This window comes from Nocardia suismassiliense (genome assembly GCF_900269665.1).
Classification (GTDB): domain Bacteria; phylum Actinomycetota; class Actinomycetes; order Mycobacteriales; family Mycobacteriaceae; genus Nocardia; species Nocardia suismassiliense.
The window spans coordinates 2,114,698-2,127,211 of record NZ_LT985361.1 but is presented as its reverse complement, the minus strand read 5'-3'; the positions used below and the strand labels follow the sequence as shown (position 1 = coordinate 2,127,211).

Here is a 12,514-nt window from a genome sequence, read left to right as displayed (position 1 = left end):
CGGCATCAGCGCCACAGGTGCTAACCGGTGGCGAAGGTGGGGTCGGGCGGGATCCAACGGCTGCTGCGTGAGGCTGCGGACGCGAATCCGAAGTCGTGTTTGAGTTCTTCGGGGATGGCGTATTGCATGACACGACCTCGGGTGAGGGAGCTGAGTTCGAACCAGGTGGTGAGGTGGCCGAGGCGGTCGAGGGCCCATTCGCCCAGGGGGGAACTGTCTTCGATGGTTTCGAGGATGCCGAGTAGGGCGGGGACGGTTTTGATGGCGGTGTCCCAGGCGGTGCGGGGTACTTCGAGCCAGTCGGCGCAGGTGTCGCCGATGAGGTAGCGGATGAGGGCGGAGACGACGGGGTCGAAGAGGGTGCCGGGGACGACTTCTTCGTAGAGGTCGATGAGTTGGCGGGTGAGGTTTACGCCTTCCTGGCTCGGTCCCATGTGTCGAATCATGTAGAGGTCCAGGAATTCTCGGGCGGACTCGATGTCTTTCGGTGCGTGTTCCTGGTCGACGCCGAGCATCGCGCCGACCACCCGCCAGGCGTAGAAGTAGGCTTCGGCGCCGTCGATGCTCATGTGGATGTTCAAGCGGTGCAGGCTGTCCAGGACCAGCATCGAGAAGAGCAGCTGGCCGCCGATCATGTCCTCCTGGCAGATCGGTGTCCCCCATTTGGCTGTGTCCCAGCGGTTTTCGCGGGAGAGGTGGTGGCGGATCGCGGCGTGCAGCAACCGCACCTTCTGCACGGCGGGAATGAAACGGCTACCGGCTTCGAAGGCGTCGGGCTGCATCAGGTAGACGGTGAACTGTCCGGTCTCGGCCATCCGTTTGGACGGATACTCCAGGGAGTGGGTGGCCGACAACAGCTTTGCGACCTGCGGGATGACGTAACAGGCGGGCATGGCGGCGAAGGACAGCGCGGTGGAGATGTGCACGTTGTTGTCGATGAAGAACAGCCTGGCCTTCTCCATCTCGTCCCAGTCCACCCAGGCGGGCGGGGCGGCGGTCGTGTGCAGGTACTCGCGGGCGACCTCGGGCAGGTCGTCGGGCAGCGGCGAACCGGCGGTGGAGACGTAGCGCATGAGGGTGTTGAACTTGCCCACCTCCCCGCGCTCGAACAGGGTGGCCACGGTGGCATCGGCGAGTTCGTCACCGTGCAGGCGCAGCGCGTCCATCGACGTTTGTGTCTGATTCATCGAGACTCCTTGTGTCGGTGGCTAAATGGTGCGGTCAGTAGCGGCGCGTGGTGGCGGCGGTGGCCAGTTCGGTCAGCGCGCGGGCGGCGGCTGCGGGCACGTCGGCCAGGGCGTGCGTGGCCTCCGCAACTCGGTCGGTGATCATCTGCTCGATGCGGGCGGGTGCGCCGACCTGGGTCATCAGGTCGCGCACTTCGCTCAGGACGGCGTCGTCGGGTTCGCCGTGCTCCAGCAGCCGGGTCAGCTGTTCGCGCTGTGGGCGGTCGACCGCCTGCCAGGTTTCGGCGAGCAGGGCGGTGGGGCGGCGGGCGCGCAGATCGTCGAGATTCGCCTTTCCGGTACGGGCTTGATCGCCGAAGAGTCCGAGCAGGTCGTCGCGCAGCTGGAAGGCTTCGCCCAGCGGTAAGCCGTACGCGGAGAACGCTTTCCGCAGCGCGTCACTCGCGCCGCCGAGCGCACCACCGATGAGCAGCGGTTGTTCGACGGTGTATTTGGCCGTCTTGTACCGGACCACCTTCAGCGACTCGGCCACATCCGGAACGGCACCGGTGCAAAGGATTTCGAGGCACTCACCGGCGATCAGTTCCCGCGCCAGCACCGCCCACAGCGGGCGCGCCCGCGACAGATAGGCCGCGGGCAGCCCACTGGTCACGAACAATTGCCCGGCCAACGCCATCAGCAGATCCCCGACCAGCATGGCGAGTGCCTTACCGGTCTGCGCGAATTCCGGTGCACGGTGCGGCGGTTCGTGCAGGGCGATCTGCGCGGTGGGCAAACCGTGCCGCAGCGGGCTGTCATCGATGATGTCGTCGTGCACGCTCGCCGCCGCGTGCACCAATTCCAGTGCCGCCGCGGCCCGGACGAAGGCGTTACTGTCCGGTTGCCCGGCCGCGCGCCAACCCCAGTAGCAGAACGCCGCCCGCAGCCGTTTCCCCTGCCCACTCGCCGCTACCAGCTGGTCGGCCACCGGACGTAGTCGCGGATCGATGGCGAGCAGCTGGTCGCGTTCCTGTCCGACGAACTCCTCGAGGATGTCGTCGACGCGAGCCTTGAAAGCGCAGGCGTCGTGCCGATCAGGGCGCACCGGAACCGGTTTCGCGCGCGACGACATGCTGCGCGAGGATCTCGAGGTGCGCGGGCGGCAGCAGCGAGGTCCGGTCCAGCGCCAGCCGTCCACGCGCTTTCAGATCGCTCTCCGCCTCGCCGGCCATGCCGGTCAAGTCGGACCGCCGTAGAAATCCCAGTGCTCGATTCACCACCGGGCCTACCCGGCTGAGCGCCAGATCCGCCAGACCCGCCGCCAGGAGTACCGCGTCCTCACCTCGGGATCCGCGCTGATTCGACCTCTGCGACATGCGATCACGCTCCTGTCCACCCGAACGGCACCCACACCGCGACCCGGAAACGCTGAACAGGTCCGGCACCGTCAGTGTCGCAGCGGCGACCTGGTGACATGCCGAAAATTCGCAGGACAACCAGTTGTCCTCTTGAATGTCGGCTCTGCACATGGTCTTCGGCGCAACACTTCAGCGCCGGGGTTTTCAGCGGGGAGTTCGGCCCACACAGACCAATCGCCGCTCGTCGTACCACCCATCCTCCGCACAGCGGAACTGATACGTCGCCATGGGTTGAGTTCGGGAGCTCACGCACCGATAGAACACGGCTCGGTCGGCCGGATCGACGTAATGCCCCGCACTCTTGCCGTCGCAGAAGTCCGAACGCGCCTCGATCGGCACCACCGCGTACTGCCGAGCGGCGACATCGCGCCCGGTCCCCTCGGGCAGATCCACCGCGGCCATGGTGCCTAGCGTCATGGCTGCGACGCCGAGGGGTGGCAGCACCGCGAGCACGGTCCCAGCGGCAAGGACGCCGGTGCGGCACGCCAGGCTGTTCGATTTCATGGACGGCGGTTCCCTGTCTCCCCGGTCACGAGGCATCGGCGGCTAGCGGCTCACCTGTATTCGGTCCCGCAGACCGACCGGATCGGATCTTCCGACGGAAATGCCGTGATCTGGCCGTTTTCCGCGATGTCTCACCGGTCTCAATCCGGACGAACATCCCGGTCCGGCAGCAGATGTCCGGTTTGTTAGCCGAAAACTTCTGTGACGTGTCGCACATTCGGTTTAGCAGCAAACTCCCTGCTTAGGTAACGGTTCGGCAACTACCAGGGAGGTGTTCCAAGATCGGTAGCACCTCTCATTCACAACTCGTTTACCGTACGTTCACCTAGCGTGACCATTCTGCGATCAGGTCATAAAGCGACCTGGAGTTTGGTTACACCGAGGAGTTGTTCACACACATTCGGAAAACGACCGCAACGGCAGGCCCCAAGCCAGCCGCGGTCGGCGGATCGGGATCCGGCAATGGACCCGCTAACCCCAACCTTCCGCCGAATGGGCGCGCCGAGAGGCCGTCTTTCTCTCCGCATCGAGGATGCGGAGTCCCGCGCGACATCGCGGCCGGGCTCGCAGTGAGCGCCCCGGCACCGCACCACTGAACCGTCGCGTTCCGGGGACCACAGCGTCCCCCACAACAAAACCCGACAACAGCACACAGCCGTACCGGCGAGCGCCCACCGCGTGCCCGCCTTGGATCCGTGCTGCCTGCGCGCGCCCGGATCGACACTTTCCCCGACAAAGGAACCGATTTCGTAATGCCTGACAGACGCTTCTTCCCGCTCCGCCGCTCGACGCTTCGCGAGGGCATGACCTTTGCCATCGCCGCCGCAGGCGTCGTGGCCGTTGCCGCCTCCTCCGCGGTCTCGGTGGCCGACGACAGCGTCCCGTCCCGCATCGCGATGGTCGCCGAGCAGCACCCGGCCGCCGAGCCCGTCGCCGCCCCCGCACCCATGCCCGCGCCGCTGCCGATCCCGATCCCCGTGCCCGAGCCGATCCCGGCGCCGCTGCCCGCACCGGCCCCCAGCTACCCGGACAACCTCGACGGCTGGATCCGCCAGGCCCTCGACGTCATGGCGGCCAACAACATCCCCGGCAGCTACGACGGCATCTTCCGCAACGTGATGCGCGAGTCGACGGGTAACCCGCAGGCGATCAACCTGTGGGACTCCAACGCCGCCGCGGGCATCCCGTCCAAGGGCCTGCTCCAGGTGATCGACCCGACCTTCAGCGCATACCACGTCGAGGGCACCTCCTGGGACATCTACGACCCGGTCGCCAACATCGTCGCCGCCTGCAACTACGCGGCGCGCACGTACGGCTCGATGGACAACGTCAACGGCGCGTACTGACCCACGCGGCAACGACGCCATCCTGTCCGGCCGCGCAACGATCGCTTGGCCACGCAGCGACCTTGGCCAAGCAGCGACGCGTGGCCAGGCAACGACGACGCCTCCCCGCCCGACCGCGGGGAGGCGTCGTCGCAGCTCGCCCCGCCTCCGGGATAGGGTCGTGCACCACCGACCTTTGGACTTCCGCGATGACCGATTACGCGCACAGCGACACGGCGGCCAAGAGCCGCGCCGAGAAGGCCCGGCGGCTCGCGAGCTACGTCTGGCACCTGGGTATCACCGGACCCGAACTGCTGGCGATGCCCGCGGCGACCCGGCGCAAGCTCGCCAGGGCGGCCGACACGAACCCACCGAGCACCGAGGAGACCTGGGCGACGGTGGCGCAGTTGCTGACGGAGAAGGACGACTGGGCCGCCCGGCACCCCGGCCATCCGGCGGCGCGGCGCGAGCACAGCGACGACAAGCTGCTGTGGGTGAAGCCGCCGATCACACCCTGGTCGTGATTCCTTGCCGGACACCGGTTTCGGCGTCCGCACCGGCCCGTTCGGTAGCATGATGGCAATGCACCCGCCGTCAAAGGTGACGCGATGACCGAGCGCAAACCAGCGAAACTGGACTTCGAATCGTGGATCGACAAGCAGATCCGCGAGGCAACAGCACGCGGTGAATTCGAGAATCTGCCCGGTGCGGGCAAACCGATTCCGCGCGGCAGCGACGACGAGAACTGGTGGCTGAAGGGCTACCTCCGTAAAGAAGGAGTGAGCGGCGACGCGCTCCTGCCACCGTCGCTGCTGCTGCGCCGGGATATCGAACGACTGCCCGAGACTGTGCGCGACCTGAACTCCGAGCGCGAGGTCCGCGAGACCGTGCGTGAGCTCAACAAGCGAGTGGTCGACTGGCTGCGCCTGCCGCACGGGCCTTACGTCCGCATCGCCCCGGTCGATACCGAGGAGATCATCGAGCAATGGCGGGCCGAGCGTCGGCCGAAGCGATCAGCGGGCACTTCCGCGAGCATCCCCTCGTCAGTCACTCGCACCAACACCACCTCGTGGTGGCGCCGCTTGTTCCGCAACCCCAACGCCGCGCCGAACAACTGATCTCACAGCCCGCCCGAGCCGCCACTGCCCCGAGCTGGTTGCGCCGACCCAGCAGCGGTCACTGAGCGACCGTTTCAAGATCAGGGGGAACTAAGGTAGGTCGCTTCTCGGGAAACACCGGCCTCAGTTCCCCCTGATCTTGGAAGCACTCAGGCGCCTACGGCGGAGTGGGTTTCCTCTACTGCGACAAGTACTTTGTCGGACAGGGACTGGAGGGCGCGGGCTTCTTCGGGGGTGATGCAGTCGATGAAGACCTCACGCACCAGCCGGACGTGGTTCGGGGCAGCGTGTTCGAGTAACCGGCGGCCTTCGGCCGTGAGCTTGACCAGCACCCCGCGCGCATCCTCCGCCACCGGCTGCCGATCGACGAGCCCGCGCGCGTCCATGCGGGCGAGATGCTTGGACAACCTGCTCTTCTCCCAGCAGACCTCGGCCGCGAGATCCTTGGCCCGCAGGCAGTCACCCGGTGCGGCCGAGAGGGCGACCATCAGTTCGTAGTCCGCCGCGGACAGCCCGTCCCGGGTCAATCCCTCCGCGATCGCCGCGTCCAGCCGCTGGCGCAGGCGGATGTAGGCCGACCACGTCGCCTGCTCGTCGTCACTCAGCCACTCCATGGGAATGAAGTCTACTCACATTTGGTTGACATGGACACCAAATCCCCCAGGAGGTTTCGATGCCCGCCATCACCGTCCCCGACCTCATGATCCTGCCGCGCCTGCCCCAGCCCACCGACACCATGCGCGAACGTCCGGTGCGCGCCGTGGTCAGCGCGCCGAAACAGCGCGAGGGTGCGGGGTTCGAGGTCCGCAGGCCCTTCCCGAGCGTGGACCTGCGCACCGCCGACCCGTTCATCCTGCTCGACCAGATGGGTCCGGTCGCCTACGAGCCGCACGAGGCGAAGGGCGCGCCGTGGCATCCACACCGCGGTTTCGAGACCGTCACCTATGTCATGGACGGCGCCATGGTCCACCACGACTCCAACGGCGGCGGTGGCGTGATCGGCGAGGGCGATACGCAGTGGATGACCGCGGGCTCCGGCATCCTGCACGACGAGCTGCCCACCGAGCAGCTGGTCATGACGGGCGGCTGGTTCCACGGCATCCAACTGTGGGTGAACCTGCCGCGCGCGCTCAAGTTCGCCGCACCGCGCTACCAGGATCTGCGCGCCGGTGAGCTGACCCTGGTCAGTTCGCACGACGGCGGCGCACTGGTCCGGCTCATCGCGGGTTCGGTCGGCGGATTCGACGGCCCCGGCTCGACCTACACCCCGATCGCCTACGCGCACGCCTCGATCAGCCCCGGCGGACAGCTGGAAACGCCGTGGCCGCAACACTTCACGGCGATGGCGTACGTGCTGTCCGGCAGCGGCACCGTCGGTGCCGAACGCAGGCCACTGCGCGAGGGACAGCTGGCCGTCTTCGGTCCCGGCGACGCGATCACGGTGAGTGCCGATGCGCACCAACACAATCGGAGCGGCGACCTCGAGGTGTTGTTGCTCGGCGGCCGGCCGATCAAAGAACCCGTTGTGCAATACGGGCCGTTCGTAATGAACACTCGCGCCGAAATCATCCAGGCCATGGACGACTACCAGGCAGGACGCATGGGAAACATCCCCGCCGAGCACGTGGCGGGCCATCCCCTAATGCCCTAGTTCTCGGCCGACGCGGTTGACAAGCGGGCGAGGCGTCACAACAGTGGATGCGGCGTCCGGTCGGACGCCTATCCATCGCAGCAACTATTTAGAGGAATACATGAACGTTCGCCGGCTTACCCTCAGCGCTGCCGTCGCGGGACTGACCCTCCTTGCGGCGCCGACCGCGCTGGCTCAGCCTCCCTCAGGTTCCTCCGGAACCGGATCGTCGGCCGTCGACACCGGCTCGGCCGCAACCGGTTCGGCTGGTCTGACGCAGACCGGTTCGGCCGGCGGTGCCTTCGCCAACTGTGAAGACGCCAAGCGCGCCAACCGGGCGCCACTGTTTCGTGGCGAACCGGGCTACGGCCCGCACCTGGATCCGGACGGTGACGGGTTCGCCTGCCCCACGGTCTGATACCCGTGAACCAAGAACACCCGGTGTGCCAGGCACACCGGGTGTTCTGCTGTTCGGCGCCGACTCAGCGGAAGATCTTGACCAGCACCAGCCCGACCACCACGACGGCCGCACCGATCAGGCTGTACTTCACCTTGGGCTCGTTCAGCTTCCGCAGCACGATCTGCTTGCTGTCGCTCGCGATCCGCTGCGGATCCGCGCGCACCGCGAGTTCGTCGAGCGTGCTCGCCAGCCGCGTGCGCGCGGCCTCGATCTCCTGCTCGATCCGCTCGGTATCCTTCGCCACGTTCAGGCCTCCTGTGTTTGATGTGCCGCGCCGGGGCTCGAATCGCGGTGCGTGTTCGGCCTTCGCGGGTCACCCTCAGCTCCCGGCCGAGTGTATCGGTCCGCGCGGCGCCGACCCGGGGCACGCGGCGTTCTATAGATCCGCACAGTGCTGCCGAGGTGCGCGCGGCGCGGTTCTGTCGGTCCGCACAGTGTCGTTCCGTCTGTCGGCAGAGTGTCCGAGCCGTCGGTTACCGTGCAGGACGTGACCGACAACCAACGACTCTCCCCCGGCGATACCGCCCCCGATTTCACGCTGCCCGACGCCGACGGCAAGGACGTGTCGCTCGCCGACTACCGCGGCCGCAAGGTGATCGTGTACTTCTACCCCGCCGCCAGCACCCCCGGCTGCACCAAACAGGCCTGCGATTTCCGCGACAACCTGGCCGAACTCGACGGCGCGGGCCTCACCGTGCTCGGCATCTCGCCGGACAAGCCCGCGAAGCTGGCCAAGTTCCGCGACGCCGAGCAGCTCACCTTCCCGCTGCTGTCCGATCCGGACAAGGCCGTGCTCACCGCGTGGGGCGCGTTCGGCGAGAAGACCATGTACGGCAAGACCGTCACCGGGGTCATCCGCTCCACCTTCCTGGTGGACGAGGCGGGCAAGATCGAGGTCGCCCAGTACAACGTGAAGGCCACCGGGCACGTCGCCAAGCTGCGCCGCGACCTGTCGGTCTAGGACTGCTGCTCGAACGTTCGGACGAACTGCTCGTAGCCGTCCAGCAGCCGGGCCAGACCGAACCGCAGTCCCCCGTCGTCCCACTCCACGTCGTCATCGTCGAACGCCTGGGCGGCGAGGGCGCGCGTCAGCGCCGGGTAGCGCTGCGGGTCGAGTACCCGGCTCAACATGGCCGGGTACTCGGCGTTGTCCCCGCTCCCCGCCAGTTCCTTGGCGACGCGCATCCGGCCGATCAGATACAACGAAACATTCATGACGAGTTGCAGTTTCATCGGCTCGGGCACGGCCGTGTCGGCGAACATCCCGAGGCCCGCGTCCAGCCAGGCCATGTTGCACGGCCCCATCGGCGGCGCGGCCAGCGGCAGATCCACGAACCACGGGTGCCGTCGCAGCGCCTCGGATATGCCTGCGGCCCAGGCCTCGATCCCGACCCGCCAGCCGACGCCGACCGGCAGTTCCGGCGGTAACCCGAGCGCGCGATCCGAGATCAGGACGAGCAGGGTGTCCTTGCTGTCCACGTAGCGGTAGAGCGACATGGTGGTGAAGCCGAGCCGCTTGGCGACCCGGCTCATCGACAGCGCCGCCACCCCTTCGGCATCGGCCACCTCGATCGCCGTGTCGATCACCTGATCGAGACTCAGCCCGCGCTTGGGCCCGCGCGTGCCCTGCTCGTCCAGACCCCACATCAAGGCGAAGGGCTTGGCCTGCGCCGCCACGCCGCTGACCGCCTTCGGTGTGTCCACCACTGTCGACCCCTCTTTCTCGTTGCCTCTTCCCTCTGACCAAAAACTGTGTACCGTCTAAACTAAGTTTAGCTCATACACAGTTCTGACCCGAGGAACCACATGACAGTCCCATCTACACCCGCTGTCAGCATCAGCGGGTTGACCAAAACCTTCGGCGACCGGACGGTGCTGGCCGGGATCGACCTGGAAGTCGCGGCGGGCACGGTCTTCTCGCTGCTCGGCCCGAACGGGGCGGGCAAGACGACCATCGTGCGCATCCTGGCCACGTTGACCGGTGCCGACAGTGGTGCGATCCGGGTCGGCGGCCACGATCTCGCGCACGAGGCCGATACCGTGCGCCGCCTCATCGGCGTCACCGGTCAGTACTCCGCGGTGGACGAGGTGCTGACCGGTGCCGAGAATCTCCGGCTGATGGGCAGGCTGCTGCATCTGGGCAAACAGCAGATCACCGATCGCACCGCCGCTCTGCTCGACCGATTCGAACTGACCGCCGCCGCCGATGCCCGCGTCGCCACCTACTCCGGCGGCATGCGCCGACGGCTCGACCTCGCCATGAGCCTGATGGGTGCGCCGCGGATCATCTTCCTCGACGAACCGACCACCGGCCTCGACCCGCGCAGCCGCCGCGAACTCTGGCAGGTGATCCGGAACCTGGTGGCCGACGGCGTGACGATCTTTCTCACCACGCAATACCTGGAGGAGGCCGATCAGCTGGCGGATCGGATCGCGGTGCTGCACAACGGGAAGATCGTGGCCGAGGGCACGCCGGGCGATCTGAAGCGGCTCGCCCCCGGCGGGCACATCCAGCTGCGCTTCGCCGACCAGCACGGCTTGGCCGCCGCGGCCCGCGCCGTGCCCGGCGCCGAGATCGACGCCGAACAGCTGGCGTTGCAAGTGCCTTCGGACGGCAGCGTCGGCACGCTCAAACAGTTGCTCGACCAATTCGAGGACCAGGCGATCACCATCGACGGGCTGACCATCCACACCCCCGACCTCGACGACGTGTTCTTCGCCCTCACCGGCCACCCCACCACGCAGAAAGCAGCAGTGCTGTGACGATCATGAATACCCGGCTGGCCGTGCAGGATTCGGTCACCATGCTGAGCCGCAACCTGCGCCACACGGTGCGCAGTCCCGACACGATGCTGACGACCGTCGCGGTGCCGATCGCGATCCTGATGATGTTCGCCTACGTGTTCGGCGGCGCGATGAACGTCGGCGGCGCGTACATCGACTATGTGGTACCCGGCATCATTCTGCTGTGTGCCGGCTTCGGATCGGCCACCACCGCGGTGAGCTTGGCCACCGATCTGACCAACGGCATCATCGATCGATTCCGCAGCATGGCCATTGCCCGGTCGTCGGTGCTGACCGGACACGTGGTGGAAAGCGTGCTGCGCAATCTGGTCACCACCACGCTGGTAATCCTGGTCGCGGTGGCGATCGGCTTTCGGCCGACCGGTGATCCGCTGCGCTGGGTCGCCGCCTACGGCATCATCGCGATGTTCGTGCTCGCGCTGTCCTGGGTCGCGGCCGCACTCGGGCTGCTCGCGAAGAATCCCGAAGCCGCCAGCGGGTCCACCTTCTTCTTCATGTTCCTGCCGTACGTGAGCAGCGCCTTCGTCCCGCCGCAGTCGATGCCGACCGGGTTGCACTGGTTCGCCGAGAACCAGCCGGTCACGCCGGTGATCGAAACCCTGCGCGGTCTGCTGATGGGTACCGCGATCGGCGACAGCGCGCTGCTGGCCGTGTTGTGGTGCGCGGGCATCGGGCTGGCGGGATACCTCGCCGCGGGTGCGCTGTTCCGGCGCAGGACCAAGAACTGACCTGCGGCGTAAGGTCCGATTGCGGGAGGGGACGGACCTTGCGCCGCAGGTCGTTTCGGCTCAGGTGGACATGATCTGCTGAGCCGCCCACTGCACCATCATCCGGAAGTGGTTGTCCCACCAGGTATACGACTCTGCGGTGAACGCCGGAGGGGGCGGTGACTCGCCGGGGAAGAGCAGCGACCCGTTCGGGGCGCCGACCTTGTTGGTGGCCGCCGGGACACCAGAGCCCGACGTCAGCGGCGTCGTGGCTTTGGCTTCGGAGTCGCGTGCGGGTTCGGCGGGGATCAACGATTCCGTGCGATCCTGCGGCGTGCTCCCCCACAGCTGGGCGGAGTACTGCGGCTCGGATTCGACGGTATCGAGGGTGACGACCGTTATCTCCGGCTCCGCCGCGACGACGGGTGCGCGCCGGTCCAGCACGGGCCCCTCGACCCGGGGCGTATCGATCCGGATCCGGTCCGGCTTGTCCGCGCCCGACCCGCTGACGACCACCTTCGATTCGGCGGTGACGTGCGCGTCCTTCACCACCGCACCCGGCAACGTCCGCGACGAACCGCCCGCGACGTACACACCGCCGACCACCAGCCCGCCCGCGAGCACGCTGGCCGCGGCGAACACCGCGGCGCCGCCACGGACGCGGCGTACCCGTTCTTCCGTCTCACCGACGCCGTCCACGTCCGCCATCGCATACAGCGCGGCACCGGCGGCCGACGCGGCGGCCGAAGTCTTGCACGGGATCACCGGCGCGCCGAAGGCGTCCACGGCCGCGATGACCGCGGGTTTGCCTGCGGCCGAACCGATCAGCACCACCGCGTCCGGCCGGACCGCCGCCGCCTCGAACTGGTCCCAGGCGGCCGTCACGGCGGCGCCCATCGAGTCCGCCGTCGCGCCGCCCGCCTGGCTGATCGAGGCGAGCACCCGGCGGCGACCGCGGTCGACGAGGGTGAAGGCCTGATGGCCGGGCACCACCTCGCAGATCAGCAGATCATCGAATTCGTCGAGCCAGGTCATCATTCCGGCCACGCTGAGATGCGCGGACTTGGCCGACACCAAAGAGGCCGTATGCCACTGCCCGGACGCCAGCCTGGTGACGATGGCGCGCCGCTCGGCGGCGTCCCGGTAGGTGACGGCCGCGCCCACGATCTCGTGGTCCTGGCCGAGTTCGGCGGCGAGTTCGTCCAACGCCGTCTCGACCGCTTCCGCCAAGTCCGCTTTGCCGTCGCCGAGTGTCCGTTTCACCCGATGCAGCAGCACGCGCTCGGGTAGCCGTGCGCCGGTGTCGGCGAAAGCTACCGCGTGCACGGCGCCACGTTCGGTGGAAACGCCGAGAGTTACCACTGATCGAGCTACCACAGGT

General features: G+C 67.4%; 16 protein-coding genes. 8 read left to right on the top strand and 8 right to left on the bottom strand.

All coding sequences use genetic code 11. From position 1 onward, the window contains the following. Nucleotides 1-20: 20 nt before the first annotated feature. The 4 genes from DBO33_RS09375 to DBO33_RS09360 all read right to left on the bottom strand — a co-directional run bounded on the left by DBO33_RS09375 (nucleotide 21) and on the right by DBO33_RS09360 (nucleotide 3,088). A complete protein-coding gene (locus DBO33_RS09375) occupies nucleotides 21-1,187 on the bottom strand; it encodes an oxygenase MpaB family protein (RefSeq protein ID WP_107654680.1) in 1,167 nt (388 codons plus the stop codon). Nucleotides 1,188-1,221: 34 nt separating this feature from the next. Continuing rightward, a complete protein-coding gene (locus tag DBO33_RS09370; protein WP_199856563.1) occupies nucleotides 1,222-2,298 on the bottom strand; it encodes a polyprenyl synthetase family protein in 1,077 nt (358 codons plus the stop codon). Beyond that, nucleotides 2,261-2,542 carry a polyprenyl synthetase gene (locus tag DBO33_RS09365; RefSeq protein WP_107654679.1) on the bottom strand — a complete coding sequence of 94 codons (282 nt, stop codon included), beginning with the start codon at nucleotides 2,540-2,542 and terminating at the stop codon, nucleotides 2,261-2,263. The genes DBO33_RS09370 and DBO33_RS09365 overlap by 38 nt, the downstream gene beginning before the upstream one ends. 186 nt (nucleotides 2,543-2,728) lie before the next feature. Then, entirely contained in the window at nucleotides 2,729-3,088 is a 360-nt protein-coding gene (locus tag DBO33_RS09360) for a chitin binding peritrophin-A domain-containing protein (RefSeq protein ID WP_159080180.1), read from the bottom strand. Nucleotides 3,089-3,840: 752 nt separating this feature from the next. Here DBO33_RS09360 and DBO33_RS09355 point away from each other — a divergent pair. From DBO33_RS09355 to DBO33_RS09345, 3 genes are all read left to right on the top strand, one after another. Further along, nucleotides 3,841-4,434, top strand: coding sequence for a transglycosylase SLT domain-containing protein (locus DBO33_RS09355; protein WP_107654677.1), 594 nt, complete (start codon nucleotides 3,841-3,843; stop codon nucleotides 4,432-4,434). 188 nt (nucleotides 4,435-4,622) lie between these two features. Beyond that, entirely contained in the window at nucleotides 4,623-4,937 is a 315-nt protein-coding gene (locus tag DBO33_RS09350) for a hypothetical protein (protein ID WP_107654676.1), read from the top strand. A gap of 84 nt (nucleotides 4,938-5,021) precedes the next feature. Then, a complete protein-coding gene (locus DBO33_RS09345) occupies nucleotides 5,022-5,531 on the top strand; it encodes a DnaJ family domain-containing protein (protein WP_234390754.1) in 510 nt (169 codons plus the stop codon). Nucleotides 5,532-5,680: 149 nt separating this feature from the next. Here DBO33_RS09345 and DBO33_RS09340 read toward each other — a convergent pair whose 3' ends face one another. Then, entirely contained in the window at nucleotides 5,681-6,145 is a 465-nt protein-coding gene (locus DBO33_RS09340) for a MarR family winged helix-turn-helix transcriptional regulator (RefSeq protein WP_107654675.1), read from the bottom strand. 59 nt (nucleotides 6,146-6,204) lie between these two features. On the opposite strand from DBO33_RS09340, the gene DBO33_RS09335 reads away from it, so the two are divergent. Further along, nucleotides 6,205-7,182 carry a pirin family protein gene (locus DBO33_RS09335; RefSeq protein ID WP_107654674.1) on the top strand — a complete coding sequence of 326 codons (978 nt, stop codon included), beginning with the start codon at nucleotides 6,205-6,207 and terminating at the stop codon, nucleotides 7,180-7,182. 100 nt (nucleotides 7,183-7,282) lie between these two features. Further along, nucleotides 7,283-7,579 (top strand): excalibur calcium-binding domain-containing protein, encoded by a 297-nt coding sequence (locus DBO33_RS09330; protein ID WP_107654673.1) that lies wholly within the window; start codon nucleotides 7,283-7,285, stop codon nucleotides 7,577-7,579. Between the two features lie 64 nt (nucleotides 7,580-7,643). On the opposite strand, the gene DBO33_RS09325 is transcribed toward DBO33_RS09330, so the two are convergent. Further along, nucleotides 7,644-7,865, bottom strand: a complete 222-nt coding sequence (locus DBO33_RS09325; protein WP_107654672.1) for a DUF3618 domain-containing protein — start codon at nucleotides 7,863-7,865, stop codon at nucleotides 7,644-7,646. Between the two features lie 243 nt (nucleotides 7,866-8,108). Here DBO33_RS09325 and bcp point away from each other — a divergent pair, with 243 nt between their 5' ends. After that, the gene (bcp, locus tag DBO33_RS09320; protein ID WP_107660107.1) at nucleotides 8,109-8,582 is read left to right on the top strand and encodes a thioredoxin-dependent thiol peroxidase; all 474 of its coding nucleotides are present in this window, start codon (nucleotides 8,109-8,111) and stop codon (nucleotides 8,580-8,582) included. Here bcp and DBO33_RS09315 read toward each other — a convergent pair. Then, complete coding sequence (locus DBO33_RS09315) at nucleotides 8,579-9,328, bottom strand: TetR/AcrR family transcriptional regulator (protein WP_325050704.1); 750 nt, start codon at nucleotides 9,326-9,328, stop codon at nucleotides 8,579-8,581. The genes bcp and DBO33_RS09315 overlap by 4 nt on opposite strands. Nucleotides 9,329-9,427: 99 nt before the next feature. Between DBO33_RS09315 and DBO33_RS09310 the strand changes: the two genes are divergently transcribed. Together DBO33_RS09310 and DBO33_RS09305 are read left to right on the top strand one after the other, a co-directional pair. Beyond that, nucleotides 9,428-10,384: an ATP-binding cassette domain-containing protein gene (locus DBO33_RS09310; protein ID WP_107654671.1), complete on the top strand. Its 957-nt coding sequence runs from the start codon at nucleotides 9,428-9,430 to the stop codon at nucleotides 10,382-10,384. 5 nt (nucleotides 10,385-10,389) lie between these two features. After that, a complete protein-coding gene (locus DBO33_RS09305; protein WP_107660106.1) occupies nucleotides 10,390-11,154 on the top strand; it encodes an ABC transporter permease in 765 nt (254 codons plus the stop codon). 60 nt (nucleotides 11,155-11,214) lie between these two features. On the opposite strand, the gene DBO33_RS09300 is transcribed toward DBO33_RS09305, so the two are convergent. After that, the gene (locus DBO33_RS09300) at nucleotides 11,215-12,510 is read right to left on the bottom strand and encodes a hypothetical protein (protein ID WP_159080179.1); all 1,296 of its coding nucleotides are present in this window, start codon (nucleotides 12,508-12,510) and stop codon (nucleotides 11,215-11,217) included. Nucleotides 12,511-12,514 lie beyond the last annotated feature (4 nt).